The following is an 18,343-nucleotide window of genomic DNA, read 5'->3' as shown; positions in this document are numbered from 1 at the left end:
CGGTGCGGGGGCGGCTCGGAAGAACGGGGGACGGTCAGCCGACCATGCCCTCGGCCATCTCCTCGGTCAGCTCGGCGAGGTTCGACTCGGTGCCGGGGATGCCCAGGTCCTGGGCGCGCTTGTCCGCCATGGCGAGCAGCCGGCGGATCCGGCCGGCGACCGCGTCCTTGGTGAGCGGCGGGTCGGCGAGGGCGCCCAGCTCCTCCAGGGAGGCCTGCTTGTGCTCCATGCGCAGCCGGCCGGCGGCCGCGAGGTGCTCGGGGACCTCCTCGCCGAGGATCTCCAGCGCGCGCTGCACACGGGCGCCCGCGGCGACGGCCGCCCGTGCCGAGCGGCGCAGGTTGGCGTCGTCGAAGTTGGCCAGGCGGTTGGCGGTGGCCCGCACCTCGCGGCGCATCCGCCGCTCCTCCCAGGCCAGCACGGACTCGTGCGCACCGAGCCGGGTCAGCAGGGCGCCGATCGCGTCGCCGTCGCGGACGACCACGCGGTCGACCCCGCGCACCTCGCGCGCCTTGGCCGCGATCTGCAGCCTGCGGGCCGCGCCGACCAGGGCGAGGGCCGCCTCCGGGCCGGGGCAGGTCACCTCCAGGGAGGAGGAGCGGCCGGGCTCGGTGAGGGAACCGTGGGCCAGGAAGGCGCCTCTCCAGGCGGCCTCCGCATCGCAGGTGGCACCCGAGACGACCTGCGGGGGCAGCCCGCGGATCGGCCGGCCGCGGCCGTCGACCAGGCCGGTCTGGCGCGCCAGCTGGTCACCGCCCGCCACCACCCGCACCACGTACCGGCTGCCGCGGCGCAGCCCGCCGGGGGCCATCACCACCAGGTCGGAAGCGTGTCCGAAGATCTCCAGGATGTCCTTGCGCAGCCGCCGTGCGGCGATGCCGGTGTCCAGCTCGGCCTCGATCACGATGCGGCCGCTGACCAGGTGCAGCCCGCCGGCGAACCGCAGGATGGCCGAGACCTCCGCTTTCCGGCAGCAGGTCCGGGTGACGGGGAGCCGGGAGATTTCGTCCTTCACCGCTGCCGTCATCGCCATGGGCCGATCCTTCCATGCATCCGAAAAATACGGTCGTACGCGGCGGCCAGCAGCTCGGGGTCGTGCACCGCCGAACTGCCGGGCGCGGCGACCGCCGCCAGCTCCACCGCGGCCCCGAGCCGCTTGGCGGCGTCGGTCAGGCTCTCGCGGTCGGGCACGGCGGCCTCGTCGGCCAGCACCACGTCCAGGGCGAGTTTAGGGGCGTGTCGGGCCAAAACCTCCAAATGACGCTGCGGTGAGAAGCCATCGGTTTCCCCGGGCTGCGGCGCGAGGTTCAACGACAGGACGCGCCGGGCCTTCGTCTCCTGCAGGGCCTGCAGCAGCTCGGGCACGAGCAGGTGGGGGATGACGGAGGAGAACCAGGAGCCGGGGCCGAGCACGACCCAGTCGGCGTCGAGCACGGCCTCGACGGCCTCGGGCACCGCGGGCGGGTCCTCGGGGACGACGTGCACGGACTGCACCTCGCCCGGGGTGAGCGCCACGGTGGCCTGGCCGCGGACGGTGCCGATCTCCTCGGGCGCGGCCGGGTCGTGGCCCTTGACGAGGGCCTGGAGCTCCAGCGGGACCGCGGACATGGGCAGCACCCGGCCGTGCGCGCCGAGCAGCTTGCCGACCAGGTCCAGGGCCTGGACGTGGTCGCCGAGCTGCTCCCAGAGGGCGACGATCAGCAGGTTGCCGACGGCGTGGCCGTGCAACTCGCCGCGGCTCTCGAAGCGGTGCTGGATGACCCGGGACCAGGTCTGGCCCCAGTCGTCGTCGCCGCAGAGGGCGGCGAGGGCCTTGCGCAGGTCGCCGGGGGGCAGCACGCCGAGCTCGTCGCGCAGCCGGCCGCTGGAGCCGCCGTCGTCGGCGACGGTCACGACGGCCGTCAGGTCGCCGGTGATCCGGCGGAGGGCGGCCAGGGAGGCGGACAGCCCGTGGCCGCCGCCGAGGGCGACGACCTTGGGCTGCGCGCCGGAGCCGCCGCGGGGCCGGCCGGGGACCCGTACGCGGCGGAGCCGGAAGGTGCGGCCGGTCACTCGCGCCCCATGTCGCGGTGCACGACGACGGTCTCGACGCCCTCGGAGACCAGGCGGTGGGCGAGCTTCTCGGACATCGCGACGGAGCGGTGCTTGCCGCCGGTGCAGCCGACGGCGATGGTCACGTAGCGCTTGCCCTCGCGGCGGTAGCCCGCGGCGATGAGCTGGAGCAGCTCGGTGTAGCGGTCGAGGAACTCCTTGGCGCCCGGCTGGTTGAAGACGTAGCCGGAGACCTCCTCGTTGAGCCCGGTGAAGGGGCGCAGCTCGGGGACCCAGTGGGGGTTGGGCAGGAAGCGGCAGTCGACGACGAGGTCGGCGTCGACGGGCAGGCCGTACTTGAACCCGAAGGACATCACGGTGGCGCGCAGCTCCGGCTCCTCCTCGCCGGCGAACTGGGCGTCCAGCTTGGCGCGCAGCTCGTGGACGTTGAGGCTGGAGGTGTCGATGACGAGGTCGGCGTCGCCGCGCAGCTCGCGCAGCAGGTCGCGCTCGGCGGCGATGCCGTCGACGATGCGGCCCGAGCCCTGCAGGGGGTGCGGGCGGCGCACGGACTCGAAGCGGCGGACCAGGGCGTCGTCGGAGGCCTCCAGGAAGATCACCCGCCGCTTGACCTTCTTCGCCTCCAGGTCCGCGAGGGACTCGCGGAGGTTGTCGAAGAAGCGCCGGCCGCGGACGTCCACGACGACGGCGATGCGGGCGACATTGCCCTGCGAGCGGGCGCCCAGGTCCACCATGGTGGGGATCAGGGCGGGCGGCAGGTTGTCGACGACGAACCAGCCGAGGTCCTCCAGACACTTGGCGGCGGTGCTGCGGCCCGCCCCCGACATACCGGAGATGATCACCAGCTCGGGGATGCCCGCCGCCTCAGCGGTCGCATCCGCCGTCGTGCCCGTACTCACCTGTGCTCCGTCCCGTTCGGTGCCGTTCATGCCGTCTTCCCCCGTTTCCCTGACGCGCCGCAGGTGCGGTCACGTCTTCCATACTGCGGTCTCGCGGCGTGCGCGGCATGGACCGGCGTACGCCACGCCCCCATCATTCCTCTGTGTCGTCCATGATCTCGCCAGTTGCCATGTTGACCGCGGGGGCGGGGGCCGGGGCCGCCGCCAGGGCCGCGGCGATCGTCTCGGCGGTCTTGCGGCCGATACCGGGCGCGGCGCACAGTTCCTCGACCGTGGCGGCGCGCAGCCGTTTCACCGAGCCGAAGTGCTTGAGCAGCGCCTTCCTGCGGGTCTCCCCCAGGCCGGGGACCGCGTCCAGCGCGCCGGCCTTCATCGTCTTCGAGCGCTTGCCGCGCTGGTAGGAGATGGCGAAACGGTGGGCCTCGTCGCGGACGCGCTGCAGCAGGTAGAGGCCCTCGCTGGTGCGGGGCAGGACGACCGGGTCGTCCTCGCCCGGCAGCCAGACCTCCTCCAGCCGCTTGGCGAGGCCGCACACGGCCACGTCGTCGACCCCGAGCTCGTCGAGCGCGCGCCGGGCCGCCGCCACCTGCGGCTGCCCGCCGTCGACGACGACGAGCTGCGGCGGGTAGGCGAAGCGCTTGGGGCGGCCGTCGTCGTCGAGGCGGCTGTCCTCCGCCTCCACCGCGTTCTCCTCGGACCACTCCCCTTCCTTCTGCTTCTCCTGCAGATAGCGGCGGAAGCGGCGGCCGATGACCTCGTGCATCGACCGGACGTCGTCCTGTCCCTCGAAGCCCTTTATCTGGAAGCGCCGGTACTCGCTCTTGCGCGCCAGGCCGTCCTCGAAGACGACCATCGACGCCACCACGTCCTGCCCCTGGAGGTGGGAGATGTCGAAGCACTCGATGCGCAGCGGCGCCGAGTCCAGACCGAGGGCCCCGGCGATCTCCTCCAGGGCGCGCGAACGGGTCGTCAGGTCGGAGGCGCGCCTGGTCTTGTGGAGCACGAGCGCCTGCTGGGCGTTGCGCTGGACCGTGGCCATCAGGTCCTTCTTGTCGCCGCGCTGCGGGATGCGCAGGCTGACGGCCGCGCCGCGGCGCTCCGTGAGCCACTGCTGGACGGGCCCGACGGGCTCGGGCAGGGCGGGGACGAGGACCTCCTTGGGCACCGCGTCGCCCCGCTCCTCGCCGTAGAGCTGCTGCAGGGCGTGCTCGACGAGGCCCGCGGTGTCGACGGCCTCGACCTTGTCCGTGACCCAGCCGCGCTGGCCGCGCACCCGGCCGCCGCGGACGTGGAAGATCTGCACGGCCGCCTCGAGTTCGTCCTCGGCGACCGCGATGAGGTCGGCGTCGGTGGCGTCGGCGAGGACGACGGCGTTCTTCTCCATGGCGCGCTTGAGCGCCTCTATGTCGTCGCGCAGCCGGGCGGCCTTCTCGTACTCCATCTCCTCGGCGGCCTCGTGCATCTGCCGTTCCAGACGGCGGATGTACGCACCGGTGCGCCCGGCCATGAAGTCGCAGAATTCCTCGGCGAGTTCGCGGTGCTCCTCGGGGCTGACGCGGCCGACGCAGGGGGCGGAGCACTTGCCGATGTAGCCGAGGAGGCAGGGGCGGCCGATCTGGTGCGAGCGCTTGAACACGCCTGCGGAGCAGGTGCGGACGGGGAAGACCCGCAGCATCAGGTCGACGGTCTCGCGGATCGCCCAGGCATGGGCGTACGGGCCGAAGTAGCGGACGCCCTTCTTCTTGGGGCCGCGCATGACCTGCACGCGCGGGAACTCCTCGTTGAGCGTGACCGCCAGGGACGGGTAGCTCTTGTCGTCGCGGTACTTGACGTTGAACCGGGGGTCGTACTCCTTGATCCAGGAGTACTCCAGCTGCAGCGCCTCGACCTCGGTGGAGACCACGGTCCACTCGACGGAGGCGGCCGTGGTGACCATGGTGCGGGTGCGCGGGTGCAGGCCCGCGAGATCCTGGAAGTACGAGGAGAGCCGCTGGCGCAGGCTCTTCGCCTTCCCGACGTAGATCACGCGGCCGTGCTCGTCCCGGAATCTGTAGACCCCCGGCGAGTCGGGGATCTGTCCCGGCTTGGGTCGGTAGCTGCTGGGGTCGGCCATGCCACCAACCCTACTTGCGGGCACCGACAATCGGGGGCGCCGGTTCCCCACGCCCCGTATCCCCGCGCCCCGTGAGGGGCGCGGGGAACTGCGCGATCAGCCACGCACAACCGGCGGCCGACGACGAACCCTGCGCACCGTCACCGCACCGAGCCCGAGCACCAGCGCCGCCCCGCCGGCGGCCGCGACGGGAGCGAGGCCCGGCGACGAGGAGCCGCGCTCCGCGGCGGCCGGCGCCGCAGCCTCGCCGTACCCACCGGCAAACCCCTTCTCCGCGTAGGCGGAACCCGGCAGCTTGTCGCCATAGGCCTTGTGGACCCGGTCCCGATAGGCGGCCACCGTGGTACCGCCCGTGCCCACGGCGCGCACGGCGTCCTGGTCGAGCGGCAGCACCCGGTCGCCGCGCTGGACGTACCACGCGTTGATCTGCGGCTCGCGGAAGACCGTGCCGCCGCTGAGCTTCTTCGCCCCCTCGGCCGCGTAGCGCGTCTCGTCGTCACCGGTGGCGATGTTGACGACCTTCCAGCTGCCGCCGCTGCGCACCGTCCACACCGAGGCCTTCTGCCCGTCCGACGACACGGCCGTGCTGGCGAGGTACTCGAGTTTGGCCACCGGCGCATCCGCCTTGCCCGCCACGAACTCCGGGGACAGCGTGTACACCGGCACGGTCGCGCCTTCGATCCTCGGCTGTACCGCACTCCTGGCGACTGCGCTGTGCGCACCGTCGCGGGTGAAGAAGCGGGAGAGCGTGTCGAGCGTCGAGGGCGCCGCGGCGGCGTTGTGCGCGGCGGCGATCCCGGCGGCCGGCGGCGGGGCCGGGGCCTGGGCGGCCTGGGCGAGGGGCGTCAGGCAGAACAGTCCGGCGGTGAGGGCGCCGGCGGCCGCTGCGCGCATGACGTTCCTGCGGGGGTACGTGTGATCGGTCATCGCCCTCACGCTCCGATCCGGTAGAGCGAGTGGGTCCAGGAGAACTGGTCGTTGTTGACGTACCAGTCGTGCGAGGCCCAGTTGTAGCGGTCGTTGGACGGCCACGGGTCGCCCCAGTAGACCCAGCTGTTGCTGTCGTCATAGCCGTAGAGGACGTGCATGTGCCCGCCGCCCGACGACCACTGGATGCGCGTCTCGATCGGACGGTTGTTGTCGATCTCCGTCTGCACGGTCGAGTAGCGCAGCCAGCCGCTCACGTACGAACCGGAGTTGATGCCGGCCCAGTCGAGGGCGTTCTGCACATTGCCCAGCGTGGCCTGGTTGTTGGGGCACGTGGTGCCCTGCTGGCGGTTGAAGGCGGCGTTGCAGAACTGGTTCTGGCTGTAGTTGCGCCCGAACCAGGTCGCGATGGTGTTGCCGGAGCCCGCCCAGCACCAGTTGCTCTTCTGCTGGGCCTGCATGCTGATGTTGAGCTGCTTGGACGCGAGCAGAGCGGGGTGACTGTCGCTCGCCGCGCTCGCCGTGGTGGGGACGGCGAGCAGTGCGGAGGCGATCAGGGCCGCGACGGACAGCCTTCTGCCGCGTATCCGAGGTCTGGAGTGCTGTGCTGATGGTGCCGATGCCGAGGCACGGGTCATGGCGTTCCTCCCGTGGCGGGGGGTTGTGGTGGAGGAGCGCGTCCGGACGCTGCTGAGGAGCATCAAGTGTTGTCGGGTGCTGGTCAACAGGCTTCAATGCTCTGTGAAACCGCGGTGTGAACAGACGGCGTTGCCTGTGAACAGCCTGTGCCCGCCCAGGAGGAATGCGGCGCTCCTGTCCGCCGGCCCCTCTGCCACCGTTGTGAATATTCACAGAGGAGCGGCGGATGGCACGTACACCCACCGGCACCGGGACCGCCGAGGCCGAACTGGCCCAGGCCCTGCGGACGGGACCGTTCCACCTCGCACTGCGCACCGCGCTGTCGGCGCGCGGACTGGCCCTGCACCGGGTCCAGCACCGGCTGGCCCAGCGGGGCGTCAAGGTCGGGGTGACAAGCCTGAGTTACTGGCAGCAGGGAGCCCGGCGGCCGCGGCGGCCCGAGTCGCTCAGGGCGGTGCGAATGCTGGAGGAGGTCCTGGAGCTGCCCGCGCAGGCGCTCACCCGGCTGCTCGAACCCGTGCCGCGGACGGACCCGGGCCGGCCCGCCGGCCGGTCGTTCCGCTCGCTGGTGGAGGAGTCGCGGGCCCTCGAACGGCTGCTGGCCGAGCTGGAGTCACCGGCCGACGGCGGGCTGCACACGGTCTGCCACCTGGAGCACGTCCGCATCGGCGCGGGCCGCGAGCTGCGCGGGCGCGCCTCGCACCACGTGGTGCGGGCGCACCGCGACGGGGTGGACCGCTACCTGGCCATCCACCACGGGGACCCGGGCTGCGACCCGGAGCGGGTGACCGTCCGGGCGGACGAGAACTGCCGGGTGGGGCGCGTCCGTTGGCACACCGCGGCCGGGGTGCTCGTCGCCGAGCTGCTCTTCGACGTGCGGCTGCGCGCCGGGGAGACCCATGTCTTCGGCTACGGCTTCGAGGACGGCACCGCGGGGCCGAGCACCGAGTACGTGCGCGGTTTCAGCTTCGCGGCCGGGCAGTATGTGCTGCAGGTCCGCTTCGACGAGGCCGCGCTGCCGGTGCGCTGCCGCCGCTTCGTCCAGGCGTCGGCATCCTCGCCGCGCACCGGGCAGCAGGAGCTGACGCTCTCGGGGCGGCACCACGGCGTACACCTGGCCGAACAGGCGGTGCGGCCGGGGATCCTGGGGATCGCCTGGGACTGGTCGTGACGGTCGGTCCTGACCCGACGGTCACGACCGACGGGTCAGGACTCCGGGCCGGCGACGAGCTTGCCGCCGGACTCCTTGACCGGGACGGCGGGCAGCGGTGCGCCCGCCGGGCCCTGGAGGACCTTGCCGGTCTGCGCGTCGAACTTGCTGCCGTGGCACGGGCAGCTGACCTTGCCGTCCTCGACCTTGTCGACCACGCAGCCCGCGTGCGTGCACACCGCGCTGAACGCCTTGTACTCGCCCTTGGCGGGCTGCGCGACGACCAGCTTCTGCTCGCGGTAGAGCTTGGCGCCGCCGACCGGCACGTCACCCGCCGCGCCGAGGTCCACCGGAGCGGTCGGCGTGGCGGGGCCCTTGGCCCCGGCGCTGGAGGGGTCGCAGCCGGTGACGCCGAGCCCCGCGGCCCCGGCCAGTGCCGCTCCGCTGAGGAGCACGGTGCGACGGGATGCGGACTGGCTGGTCATGGGGGCTCCAGGGGGTACGGCGGTGCTGTCGGACCGACGATACTGGGGCTCCCCCGGCCCGCCGACGGGGACCCGCCCACCCGCATCGATCGGGTGGACGGGCCGGGGTGTCAGGCGCGGCGCGCCCGCGCCGTCTTCTTGGCGGCACCCGTCTTCGCGGAGACGGTGCGCTTGGCCGGCGCCGCCTTGGCGGCAACCGCCTTGGCCGAAGCCGCCTTCTTCCTGGTCCGCGCCGGAGCCGCATCGCTGACGCGGTTCCCCAGCATCTCCCGCAGGAACTTGCCCGTGTGGCTCGCCGGGATGGCGGCCACCTCCTCCGGGGTGCCCTCGGCGATGACCAGGCCGCCGCCGCTGCCGCCCTCGGGACCCATGTCGATCACCCAGTCGGCAGTCTTGATCACATCGAGGTTGTGCTCGATGACGATCACGCTGTTGCCCTTGTCGACCAGGCCGGACAGCACCGAGATGAGCTTGCTGATGTCCTCGAAGTGCAGGCCCGTCGTCGGCTCGTCGAGCACGTAGACCGTGCGGCCCGTCGAACGCTTCTGCAGCTCGCTCGCGAGCTTGACGCGCTGCGCCTCGCCGCCGGACAGCGTGGGCGCGGACTGGCCGAGCCGCACGTACCCCAGGCCCACCTCGTGGAGCGTGCGCAGGTGACGGGCGATCGTCGGCACGGCCTCGAAGAACCCGAGCGCCTCCTCGATCGGCATGTCCAGCACCTCGGCGATGGACTTGCCCTTGTAGTGCACCTCCAGCGTCTCGCGGTTGTAGCGCGCACCGTGACAGACCTCGCACGGGACGTACACGTCCGGCAGGAAGTTCATCTCGATCTTGATGGTGCCGTCGCCGGAGCAGTTCTCGCAGCGGCCGCCCTTGACGTTGAAGGAGAAGCGGCCGGGCAGGTAGCCGCGGACCTTCGCCTCCATCGTCTCCGCGAAGAGCTTGCGGATGTGGTCGAAGACACCGGTGTACGTGGCCGGGTTGGAGCGCGGCGTGCGGCCGATGGGCGACTGGTCGACGTGGACGACCTTGTCGACCAGGTCGTCGCCGTCGACGCGGGTGTGCCGGCCGGGGACGGCGCGGGCGCCGTTCAGCTCGCGGGCCAGGTGCGTGTAGAGGATGTCGTTGACCAGGGTCGACTTGCCGGAGCCCGAGACGCCCGTGACGGCCGTGAGCACGCCGAGCGGGAAGGACACGTCGATGTCCTGCAGGTTGTTCTCCCGGGCACCGCGCACGGTCAGGCGACGCTTCGGGTCCGCGGGGCGGCGCTGCTCCGGGATGGCGATCGACTTCTTGCCGGAGAGGTACTGGCCGGTCATCGAGCTCTCGGTGCTCAGCAGCTCCGCGAGGGGACCGCTGTGCACGACCTTGCCGCCGTGCTCGCCGGCGCCGGGGCCGATGTCGACGACCCAGTCGGCGACCTTGATCGTGTCCTCGTCGTGCTCGACGACGATGAGGGTGTTGCCCATGTCGCGCAGGCGGACGAGGGTCTCGATCAGTCGGTGGTTGTCGCGCTGGTGCAGGCCGATGGAGGGCTCGTCGAGCACGTAGAGCACGCCGACCAGGCCGGAGCCGATCTGGGTGGCGAGCCGGATGCGCTGGGCCTCGCCGCCGGAGAGGGTGCCGGCGGCGCGGTTGAGCGAGAGATAGTCCAGGCCGACGTCGACCAGGAACTTCAGGCGCTCGTTGACCTCCTTGAGCACCCGCTCCGCGATCTTCTTCTCACGGCCGGTGAGCTTCATGCCGCGCAGGAAGTCGGCGCACTCGCTGATCGACATCGCGGAGACCTCCGCGATGGACCGGCCCTGCACGGTGACGGCGAGGACGATCGGCTTGAGGCGCGTGCCCTCGCAGGTCGGGCAGGGGACCTCGCGCATATAGCCCTCGAAGCGCTCCCGGCTGGAGTCGCTCTCCGCCTCGGAGTGCCGCCGCTTGACGAAGGGCACCGCGCCCTCGAAGGCGGTGGTGTAGGCGCGCTCGCGGCCGTAGCGGTTGCGGTAGCGCACCTCGATCTGCGTCCTGTGGCCGTTGAGCAGGGCCTTTCTGGCACGCTGCGGGAGACCGGCCCAGGGGATGTCCGTGCGGAACCCCAGCTCGTCGGCCAGGGCGCCGACGAGGCGGCTGAAGTAGTCCTTGGTGTGGCCGTGCGACCAGGGGCTGATCGCGCCCTCGTCCAGCGACTTGTCCGGGTCGGGGACGATCAGCTCGGGGTCGACCTCCATGCGCGTGCCGATGCCGGTGCAGTCCGGGCAGGCGCCGAAGGGCGAGTTGAAGGAGAAGGAGCGCGGCTCCAGCTCCTCGAAGGACAGGTCGTCGTACGGGCAGTAGAGGTGCTCGGAGAACATCCGCTCGCGCTCGGGGTCGTCCTCGGCGAGGTCGACGAAGTCGAGGATGACCATGCCGCCGGAGAGGCCGAGGGCCGTCTCGACGGAGTCGGTGAGCCGGCGCTTGGCGCTGTCCTTGACGGTGAGGCGGTCGACGACCACCTCGATGGTGTGCTTCTCCTGCTTCTTCAGCTTGGGCGGGTCGCTGAGCTGGATCGTCGCCCCGTCGACCCGGGCCCGGCTGTAGCCCTTGGTCTGCAGGTCGGAGAAGAGGTCGACGAACTCGCCCTTGCGCTCGCGCACCAGCGGGGAGAGCACCTGGAAGCGGCTGCCCTCCGGGAGCTCCAGCACCCGGTCCACGATGGCCTGCGGCGACTGCCGGGAGATCGGGCGGGCGCACTCGGGGCAGTGCGGCTTGCCGATGCGGGCGAAGAGGAGACGGAGGTAGTCGTAGACCTCGGTGATGGTGCCCACGGTCGAGCGGGGGTTGCGCGAGGTGGACTTCTGGTCGATCGAGACGGCCGGGGAGAGGCCCTCGATGAAGTCCACGTCGGGCTTGTCCATCTGGCCGAGGAACTGCCGTGCGTAGGAGGAGAGCGACTCCACGTAACGGCGCTGCCCCTCCGCGAAGATCGTGTCGAACGCGAGGGACGACTTGCCCGACCCCGAGAGCCCGGTGAAGACGATGAGGGAGTCACGCGGGAGGTCGAGCGAGACGTTCTTGAGGTTGTGCTCGCGTGCGCCACGGACGATGAGACGGTCTGCCACGCCGGTCGGCACCTTTCTTGAGAGTCGGCTCCGGAGGGAGCTGCGGGGGTGGGCCGCGCCCCACCGATCCAGAGTACGGGGAGCGTCTGACACACGGACGCCGTCGGCGATGCCACCTCCGACGATATAGCACGCACATTCGATTTAGGGCGTGAGTCCACATCCTTCACCCGAAGGAGTGGCGGCGCTAGGGTCGGGCCATGATCGATCATGTGCACGACCTGGCCGCTGTGCGTGACGCGACGGAGCGCCTCCTCGCCGCGGTCGCCCGCCTGGACAACGCCGCCGTGGCCGCCCCGTCACGGCTCCCCGGCTGGAGCCGCGGCCACGTCCTGGCCCATGTCTCCCGCAACGCGGACGCCCTCGTGAACGTCCTGGCCGGCCGCCCCATGTACGCCAGCGCCGAGCTCCGCGACGCGGACATCGAGCGCGACGCGCCCCGCGCCCTGGACGCCCAGCTCACGGACCTGGCGGAGAGCTCGGCCCGGTTCCTGGAGCAGGCCGCCGCCCCCGCCGACTGGTCCCGCACGGTCACCATGCGCAACGGCGTGACCGACAGCGCGTCCCGCATCCCCTTCCGGCGGCTCGCCGAGGTCGAGCTGCACCACGTCGACCTCGGCATCGGCTACGAACTCGAGGACCTCCCGGCCGAGTTCACCGACCGGTACATCGCCTTCCTCGCCCGGCGCTTCACCGGCAACCCCGACGTCCCCGCCTTCGCCCTGACCGCGACCGGAGGCGGCCGGTGGACGACCGGCCGCACCGAGGGCACCCCGGTCGCCGTCGCCGGCCCCGCGCCGGCCCTCCTCGGCTGGCTCGCCGGCCGCCGTGACGGCGCCGGACTCCACACCGACGCCAACCCGCTGCCCGCCCTGCCCCCGCTATAGGGTTGACGGCATGACATACAGCGGAGTGGTCGAGGTCGGCGGTCCTGCGGACGTACACGAGTTGACCGATCTGATGATCTCGAAGGTCGCCGTCGGCCCGATGAACAACAACGCCTATCTGCTGCGGTGCCGGGCGACCGACGAGCAGCTGCTGATCGACGCCGCCGCCGAGCCGCACACGCTGCTCACCCTGATCGGCGACAGCGGGATCGCCTCCGTGGTGACCACCCACCGGCACGCCGACCACTGGGGCGCGCTGAGCGAGGTCGTGGACGCCACCGGCGCCCGCACCTACGCGGGCCGGTACGACGCCGAGGGCATCCCCGTCCCGACGGACGTACCGGTCGAGGACGGCGACGTCATCCGCGTCGGCCGCGTCGAACTGACCGCCCGTCACCTGGTCGGCCACACCCCGGGCAGCATCGCCCTGGTCTACGACGACCCGCACGGGCACCCCCATGTGTTCACCGGCGACTGCCTCTTCCCCGGCGGCGTGGGCAACACCCACAAGGACCCGAAGGCCTTCGCCAGCCTGATCGACGACGTCGAGACCAAGATCTTCGGGCAACTGCCCGACGAGACCTGGGTCTACCCCGGCCACGGCAACGACACCACCCTCGGTGCCGAGCGGCCGCACGTCGCGGAGTGGCGCGAGCGCGGCTGGTGAGGCCCCGGGGGTAGCGCGCCGTCCGCACACCGGGCGGACGGCGCGGTTCCGCCACGCCCCCGGCAACACCCCAGTACGCCCCGGGGCCCCCGTTGCCCGCGCCCCCGAGGGAAGTTGGGCACTACATGAACCGTGCCCGTCCTCCGGCCATGTTCCGCCTGGCGGCCGCCTCCATGGCCGGCACCGCCATCGAGTTCTACGACTTCTTCAGCTACGGCACCGCGGCGGCGCTCGTCCTCGGCCCGCTCTTCTTCCCCACCGTCTCCCCTCTCGTCGGCACCCTCGCGGCCTTCGGCACCTTCGGCATCGGCTTCGTCGCCCGCCCCATGGGCTCCGTGCTGTTCGGGCACATCGGCGACCGGCACGGGCGCCGGCCCGTCCTCATCGCCTCCCTGCTGCTGACCGGCGTCGCCACCGTGGGCGTCGGCCTCGCCCCCACCTACGCCGACATCGGCCTCGCCGCCCCTCTGCTCCTCCTCGCGCTGCGCTTCCTGCAGGGCCTGGGGCTCGGCGGGGAATGGGGAGGCGCCGTGCTGCTCACCGCCGAGCACGCCCCCGCCCACCGCCGCGCCCTGTGGACGAGCCTGCCCCAGACCGGCCCCCCGGTGGGCTTCCTCCTCGCCAACGGCATCACCCTGACCCTGTCGGCCACCCTCACCGACGACGAATTCCTCGCCTGGGGCTGGCGGGTGCCGTTCTGGGCGGCCGGGGTCCTGGCCGCGGCCGGGCTGCTGCTGCGCGCCCAGGTCGCCGAGACACCGGAGTTCCTCGCCCTGGCCGACCGCGAGGAGCAGGCCTCGCTGCCGCTGGCCGAGGTCCTGCGCGGCGGCCGCTGGCGCCTCGTGCTGCTCACCGCCGGCGGGGTGTCCGTCGGCTACTCCGTCTTCTACGCGGTCACCACCTGGTCCCTCTCCTACGGCACCGGGCAACTGGGCGTGGACCGCACCGTCATGCTCGCCTGCATCATGACGGCCGTCGCGGCCCTCGGTCTGGCCACCCCGCTGATGGCCCTTCTCGGCGACCGCCGGGGGCGCCGCTCGCTCTGCCTGGCCGGCTGCTCGGCCGTGGCGCTGTGGATGTTTCCGATGATCGCCCTGCTGCGCACCGGGCGCCCGGCGCTGATGCTGCTGGGCTTCGTCGTCGCCATGCTGGCCTTCGGGCTCGCCTCCGCCGTCGTCGGCGCGTATCTGCCCGAGCTCTACGAGCCCGAGGTGCGCTGCACCGGCGCCAGCGTCGGCTACAACCTGGGCGGTGTGCTGGGCGGTGCCGTCACCCCGCTGGTGGCGACGGCCCTGGCCCGGGGCGACCGGCCGCCGTGGGCGGTCGCCGTCTACCTGACCGGGGTCGCCCTGCTCAGCCTGGCCTGCTTCTTCCTGCTGCCCGAGACCCGGCCCACGGCCACGGCCCGCGCCGCCGCCGATCCGACGCCCGCCTGAGACCGCTCACGCCCCGGCGGCGGCGCCGTTCAGGCGCTGATGCCCTCGCGCTCCTCCGCCGGGGCGGCTGCCGCCGCCTCGGCCTGCTCCTGCCTCCGGGACGCCCGCAGGCTGGTGACCGTGGTGACGGCCAGCACGGCGCAGATGACGCCGAGCGAGACCGGGATGCTGATCTCGGGGACGTTCACACCGCTCTCGTGCAGGGCGTGCAGGACGAGCTTGACGCCGATGAAGCCGAGGATGACCGACAGGCCGTAGGAGAGGTGGACCAGCTTCGTCAGCAGCCCGCCTATCAGGAAGTACAGCTGCCGCAGCCCCATCAGGGCGAAGGCGTTGGCGGTGAAGACGATGTACGGGTCCTGGGTCAGGCCGAAGATCGCCGGTATGGAGTCGAGTGCGAAGAGGACGTCGGTCGTGCCGATGGCCAGCATCACGATCAGCATCGGCGTCATCAGCCGCTTGCCGTTCTCCACGATGAACAGCCGGGTGCCGTGGTAGCGGTCCGTGGACGGGAAGCGGCGCTCGACCGCCTTGAGAAAGCGGTTCTCCTCGAACTCGTCCTCCTCCTCGCCCGCGCGCGCCTCCTGGATGAGCTTCCAGGCGGTCCAGACGAGGAACGCCCCGAAGAGGTAGAAGATCCAGGAGAAGTTGGCGATGATCGCCGCGCCCGCGCCGATGAAGACGGCCCGCAGGACCAGGGCGATGAGGACGCCGACCATGAGCACCCGCTGCTGGAACACCCGGGGCACCGCGAACTTCGCCATGATCAGGACGAAGACGAAGAGGTTGTCGACGCTCAGCGACTTCTCCGTGATGAAGCCCGCGAAGAACTCGCCGGCCGGCTTGCCGCCACCGAAGAGCAGCAGCCCGAGCCCGAAGAGCACGGCCAGGGCGACCCAGACCGCCGTCCAGACGCCGGCCTCCTTGACGGAGACCTCGTGCGGCTTGCGGCCGCCGATGAAGAAGTCGGCGGCGACGAGGGCGCACAGGCCGGCGATGGTCAGCGCCCACACGGTCAGGGAAACGTCCACCGGTCCTCCGGCTTCTCGTACGGCTACGGCGGCAGCGGCGACAGGTGTCGCCGCTACGACAACGGTACAAGAAAACCCAAGGAAAGGTAAAGAGAAAACCAAGAGCTTCCTCTACAGCACCGCCTGGATCTGCGACAGCAGGTCCTGGAACGTGCGGCCGTCGGCCGGGGTGCCGATGGCGGTCATCTGCCAGCCGCCGCCGTTCCGGTGCACCTTGGCCATGATCTGGGCGGTGTACGGACCGCCGCCGTCGAGGGTGTAACGGGCCAGCTCCCGGCCGGTGTTCTCGTCGACCAGGCGGCAGAACGCATTGCGCACCTCGGCGAAGGTCTGGCCGGTGAAGGAGTTCACCGTGAAGACGATCTGGTCGATGTGCGCGGGGACGCGCTGGAGGTCGACGAGGATGGCCTCGTCGTCCTCCCCCTGGCCCGCGCCGCCCACGAGGTTGTCGCCGGTGTGCCGCACCGAGCCGTCCTTGCTGACCAGTTGCTGGAAGAAGGCCACGTCGACCGGCTGCCCGGCGGCGAAGAGCACAGCCGACGCGTCGAGGTCGATCTCCCTGGTGCGGGAACCGAAGAGCCCGCGGCGGCGAGGGGCCGCCTGCCAGCCGAGCCCCATCCGCACCGCGGTCAGGCTTCCCCCGTCGGCCTTCTGCAGGCTGATTCCCTGGCCCTTGGACAAGTTGACCGTCACGCGCAGCCCCTCCTCGTACGTGCCCGTGGCCGCGCAGGCGCGCGGCCCCCGCAACGACCCTATGCACCGGTGCCGCAGGCGGGCGCCCGAGGAGGGCGGTTTGTGGCGGTCCTGCAACATGCCGTCAGGCGATGCCCGCCTCCTTCATCTGCCGCAGTTCCTTCTTCAGTTCGCTCACCTCGTCGCGCAGCCGGGCCGCCACCTCGAACTGCAGCTCCGCGGCCGCGGCCCGCATGCGGTCGGTCATCTCCTCGATCTGCTGGGCGAGTTCGGCGGCCGGACGGTCCGTCGGCACGGCCGCCGCCTTGGCCTTCCCCTTGCCCTTGGCCTTCGCGGGCGTGGGGGCCTTGCCCTTCTTGCCCTTGTCCGCGGCCTGGCGGTAGCCCGTGCCCAGCAGCTCCTCGGTGTCGATCTCCTCGCGGGCGAGCGTGGCGACGATGTCGCCGATCTTCTTGCGCAGCGGCTGGGGGTCGATCCCCCGCTCCTTGTTGTAGGCGATCTGCTTCGCCCGGCGGCGGTTGGTCTCGTCGATGGCCTTCTCCATCGCCGGGGTGACCTTGTCCGCGTACATATGGACCTGGCCGGACACATTGCGCGCGGCACGTCCGATGGTCTGGATCAGCGACGTGCCGGAGCGCAGGAAGCCTTCCTTGTCGGCGTCGAGGATGGCGACGAGCGACACCTCGGGCAGGTCGAGGCCCTCGCGCAGCAGGTTGATGCCGACCAGCACGTCGAACTCGCCCGCGCGCAGCTCGCGCAACAGCTCGACGCGGCGCAGCGTGTCGACGTCGCTGTGCAGATAGCGCACCTGGATGCCCAGTTCCAGGAAGTAGTCCGTGAGGTCCTCGGCCATCTTCTTGGTCAGCGTGGTGACCAGGACGCGCTCGTCCTTCTCCGTGCGCTTGCGGATCTCGTGGACCAGGTCGTCGATCTGCCCCTCGGTCGGCTTGACCACGACCTCCGGGTCGACCAGGCCGGTGGGCCGGATGATCTGCTCCACGAAGCCGTCGCCGCGGGAGAGTTCGTACTTGCCCGGGGTCGCCGACAGGTAGACCGTCTGCCCGATGCGCTCGGTGAACTCCTCCCACTTCAGCGGCCTGTTGTCCATGGCCGACGGCAGCCGGAAGCCGTGCTCGACGAGGGTGCGCTTGCGGGAGGCGTCGCCCTCGTACATGGCGCCGATCTGCGGGACGGTGACGTGCGACTCGTCGATGACGAGCAGGAAGTCGTCGGGGAAGAAGTCCAGCAGGGTGTTGGGCGGGGAGCCGGGCTCACGGTCGTCCATGTGCAGCGAGTAGTTCTCGATGCCCGAGCAGGAGCCGACCTGGCGCATCATCTCGATGTCGTACGTGGTGCGCATCCGAAGCCGCTGCGCCTCCAGCAGCTTGCCCTGCTTCTCCAGGGTGGCCAGCCGCTGCTCCAGCTCGGCCTCGATGCCCGTGATGGCCTTCTCCATCCGCTCCGGGCCCGCGACGTAGTGGCTGGCGGGGAAGACGTAGAGCTCCTGGTCCTCGGAGATGACCTCGCCGGTGAGCGGGTGGAGCGTGGAGAGAGCCTCGATCTCGTCGCCGAACATCTCGATGCGGACGGCCAGTTCCTCGTAGACCGGGAAGATCTCGATGGTGTCGCCGCGCACCCGGAACGTGCCGCGGGTGAAGGCCAGGTCGTTGCGCGTGTACTGGATCTCGACGAAGCGGCGCAGCAGCTGGTCGCGGTCGATCTCCTCGCCGACCTTGAGCGGCACCATGCGGTCCACGTACTCCTGCGGCGTGCCCAGGCCGTAGATGCAGGACACCGAGGCGACCACGACCACGTCGCGCCGGGTGAGCAGCGAGTTCGTGGCGGAGTGGCGCAGCCGCTCGACCTCCTCGTTGATCGAGGAGTCCTTCTCGATGTAGGTGTCCGACTGCGGGACGTAGGCCTCGGGCTGGTAGTAGTCGTAGTACGAGACGAAGTATTCGACGGCGTTGTTGGGCAGGAGCTCGCGGAACTCGTTGGCGAGCTGGGCGGCGAGGGTCTTGTTCGGCGCCATGACCAGGGTGGGCCGCTGGAGCTTCTCGATCATCCATGCCGTGGTCGCCGACTTGCCGGTGCCGGTCGCACCGAGGAGGACGACGTCCTTCTCGCCTGCGCGGATGCGCCGCTCCAGCTCCGCGATGGCCGCCGGCTGGTCACCGCTGGGCTGGTAGGGGCTGACGACCTCGAAGGGCGCCACCTTGCGTTCGATCTGGGAAACGGGCCGCATGAGACCACCGTACGGCCCACCACCGAC

15 protein-coding genes are annotated in these 18,343 nt (G+C 71.3%); 4 read left to right on the top strand and 11 right to left on the bottom strand.

Features of this window, described 5'->3' with window-relative positions:
- Positions 1 to 34: 34 nt before the first annotated feature.
- The 6 genes from whiA to HG542_RS11350 all read right to left on the bottom strand — a co-directional run bounded on the left by whiA (position 35) and on the right by HG542_RS11350 (position 6,629).
- Positions 35 to 1,033, bottom strand: coding sequence for a DNA-binding protein WhiA (gene whiA, locus HG542_RS11375; protein ID WP_171080226.1), 999 nt, complete (start codon positions 1,031 to 1,033; stop codon positions 35 to 37).
- Positions 1,024 to 2,052 carry a gluconeogenesis factor YvcK family protein gene (locus HG542_RS11370; protein WP_171080225.1) on the bottom strand — a complete coding sequence of 343 codons (1,029 nt, stop codon included), beginning with the start codon at positions 2,050 to 2,052 and terminating at the stop codon, positions 1,024 to 1,026. The genes whiA and HG542_RS11370 overlap by 10 nt, the downstream gene beginning before the upstream one ends.
- A complete protein-coding gene (gene rapZ, locus HG542_RS11365; protein ID WP_171080224.1) occupies positions 2,049 to 2,981 on the bottom strand; it encodes an RNase adapter RapZ in 933 nt (310 codons plus the stop codon). The genes HG542_RS11370 and rapZ overlap by 4 nt, the downstream gene beginning before the upstream one ends.
- A 103-nt stretch (positions 2,982 to 3,084) precedes the next feature.
- Entirely contained in the window at positions 3,085 to 5,064 is a 1,980-nt protein-coding gene (gene uvrC, locus HG542_RS11360) for an excinuclease ABC subunit UvrC (RefSeq protein WP_171080223.1), read from the bottom strand.
- Between the two features lie 96 nt (positions 5,065 to 5,160).
- The gene (locus HG542_RS11355) at positions 5,161 to 5,991 is read right to left on the bottom strand and encodes a hypothetical protein (protein ID WP_171080222.1); all 831 of its coding nucleotides are present in this window, start codon (positions 5,989 to 5,991) and stop codon (positions 5,161 to 5,163) included.
- 5 nt (positions 5,992 to 5,996) lie between these two features.
- Complete coding sequence (locus tag HG542_RS11350) at positions 5,997 to 6,629, bottom strand: papain-like cysteine protease family protein (RefSeq protein WP_229922687.1); 633 nt, start codon at positions 6,627 to 6,629, stop codon at positions 5,997 to 5,999.
- Positions 6,630 to 6,856: 227 nt separating this feature from the next.
- Between HG542_RS11350 and HG542_RS11345 the strand changes: the two genes are divergently transcribed.
- Positions 6,857 to 7,801, top strand: coding sequence for a hypothetical protein (locus HG542_RS11345; protein WP_171080220.1), 945 nt, complete (start codon positions 6,857 to 6,859; stop codon positions 7,799 to 7,801).
- A 35-nt stretch (positions 7,802 to 7,836) separates the two neighbouring features.
- Here HG542_RS11345 and HG542_RS11340 read toward each other — a convergent pair whose 3' ends face one another.
- Together HG542_RS11340 and uvrA are read right to left on the bottom strand one after the other, a co-directional pair.
- On the bottom strand, positions 7,837 to 8,265 hold the full coding sequence (locus tag HG542_RS11340) for a Rieske (2Fe-2S) protein (RefSeq protein ID WP_171080219.1): 429 nt from the start codon (positions 8,263 to 8,265) through the stop codon (positions 7,837 to 7,839).
- A gap of 110 nt (positions 8,266 to 8,375) precedes the next feature.
- Complete coding sequence (gene uvrA, locus HG542_RS11335) at positions 8,376 to 11,357, bottom strand: excinuclease ABC subunit UvrA (RefSeq protein WP_171080218.1); 2,982 nt, start codon at positions 11,355 to 11,357, stop codon at positions 8,376 to 8,378.
- Positions 11,358 to 11,557: 200 nt separating this feature from the next.
- On the opposite strand from uvrA, the gene HG542_RS11330 reads away from it, so the two are divergent.
- From HG542_RS11330 to HG542_RS11320, 3 genes are all read left to right on the top strand, one after another.
- The gene (locus HG542_RS11330) at positions 11,558 to 12,244 is read left to right on the top strand and encodes a maleylpyruvate isomerase family mycothiol-dependent enzyme (RefSeq protein ID WP_171080217.1); all 687 of its coding nucleotides are present in this window, start codon (positions 11,558 to 11,560) and stop codon (positions 12,242 to 12,244) included.
- Between the two features lie 10 nt (positions 12,245 to 12,254).
- A complete protein-coding gene (locus HG542_RS11325) occupies positions 12,255 to 12,911 on the top strand; it encodes an MBL fold metallo-hydrolase (RefSeq protein ID WP_171080216.1) in 657 nt (218 codons plus the stop codon).
- 125 nt (positions 12,912 to 13,036) lie between these two features.
- Positions 13,037 to 14,347 (top strand): MFS transporter, encoded by a 1,311-nt coding sequence (locus HG542_RS11320; RefSeq protein ID WP_229922688.1) that lies wholly within the window; start codon positions 13,037 to 13,039, stop codon positions 14,345 to 14,347.
- Positions 14,348 to 14,376: 29 nt separating this feature from the next.
- On the opposite strand, the gene HG542_RS11315 is transcribed toward HG542_RS11320, so the two are convergent.
- The 3 genes from HG542_RS11315 to uvrB all read right to left on the bottom strand — a co-directional run bounded on the left by HG542_RS11315 (position 14,377) and on the right by uvrB (position 18,316).
- Positions 14,377 to 15,378: a TerC family protein gene (locus HG542_RS11315; protein WP_171080214.1), complete on the bottom strand. Its 1,002-nt coding sequence runs from the start codon at positions 15,376 to 15,378 to the stop codon at positions 14,377 to 14,379.
- A 111-nt stretch (positions 15,379 to 15,489) separates the two neighbouring features.
- Entirely contained in the window at positions 15,490 to 16,071 is a 582-nt protein-coding gene (locus HG542_RS11310) for a TerD family protein (RefSeq protein ID WP_171080302.1), read from the bottom strand.
- 124 nt (positions 16,072 to 16,195) lie between these two features.
- Entirely contained in the window at positions 16,196 to 18,316 is a 2,121-nt protein-coding gene (gene uvrB / locus HG542_RS11305) for an excinuclease ABC subunit UvrB (protein ID WP_171080212.1), read from the bottom strand.
- Positions 18,317 to 18,343 lie beyond the last annotated feature (27 nt).

Source organism: Streptomyces morookaense (genome assembly GCF_013030945.1).
In the GTDB taxonomy this organism is placed as follows: domain Bacteria; phylum Actinomycetota; class Actinomycetes; order Streptomycetales; family Streptomycetaceae; genus Streptomyces; species Streptomyces morookaensis.
This window is presented reverse-complemented; position numbering and strand designations above follow the sequence as displayed.

Excerpts from the sequence above, each read along its gene's own strand:
- uvrB (WP_171080212.1), bottom strand. The coding sequence starts at position 18,316 with ATGCGGCCCGTTTCCCAGATCGAACGCAAGGTGGCGCCCTTCGAGGTC.
- HG542_RS11320 (WP_229922688.1), top strand. The coding sequence starts at position 13,037 with ATGAACCGTGCCCGTCCTCCGGCCATGTTCCGCCTGGCGGCCGCCTCC.
- uvrC (WP_171080223.1), bottom strand. The coding sequence starts at position 5,064 with ATGGCCGACCCCAGCAGCTACCGACCCAAGCCGGGACAGATCCCCGAC.
- rapZ (WP_171080224.1), bottom strand. The coding sequence starts at position 2,981 with ATGAACGGCACCGAACGGGACGGAGCACAGGTGAGTACGGGCACGACG.
- HG542_RS11330 (WP_171080217.1), top strand. The coding sequence starts at position 11,558 with ATGATCGATCATGTGCACGACCTGGCCGCTGTGCGTGACGCGACGGAG.
- HG542_RS11355 (WP_171080222.1), bottom strand. The coding sequence starts at position 5,991 with ATGACCGATCACACGTACCCCCGCAGGAACGTCATGCGCGCAGCGGCC.
- HG542_RS11340 (WP_171080219.1), bottom strand. The coding sequence starts at position 8,265 with ATGACCAGCCAGTCCGCATCCCGTCGCACCGTGCTCCTCAGCGGAGCG.
- HG542_RS11350 (WP_229922687.1), bottom strand. The coding sequence starts at position 6,629 with ATGACCCGTGCCTCGGCATCGGCACCATCAGCACAGCACTCCAGACCT.
- HG542_RS11325 (WP_171080216.1), top strand. The coding sequence starts at position 12,255 with ATGACATACAGCGGAGTGGTCGAGGTCGGCGGTCCTGCGGACGTACAC.
- HG542_RS11345 (WP_171080220.1), top strand. The coding sequence starts at position 6,857 with ATGGCACGTACACCCACCGGCACCGGGACCGCCGAGGCCGAACTGGCC.
- whiA (WP_171080226.1), bottom strand. The coding sequence starts at position 1,033 with ATGGCGATGACGGCAGCGGTGAAGGACGAAATCTCCCGGCTCCCCGTC.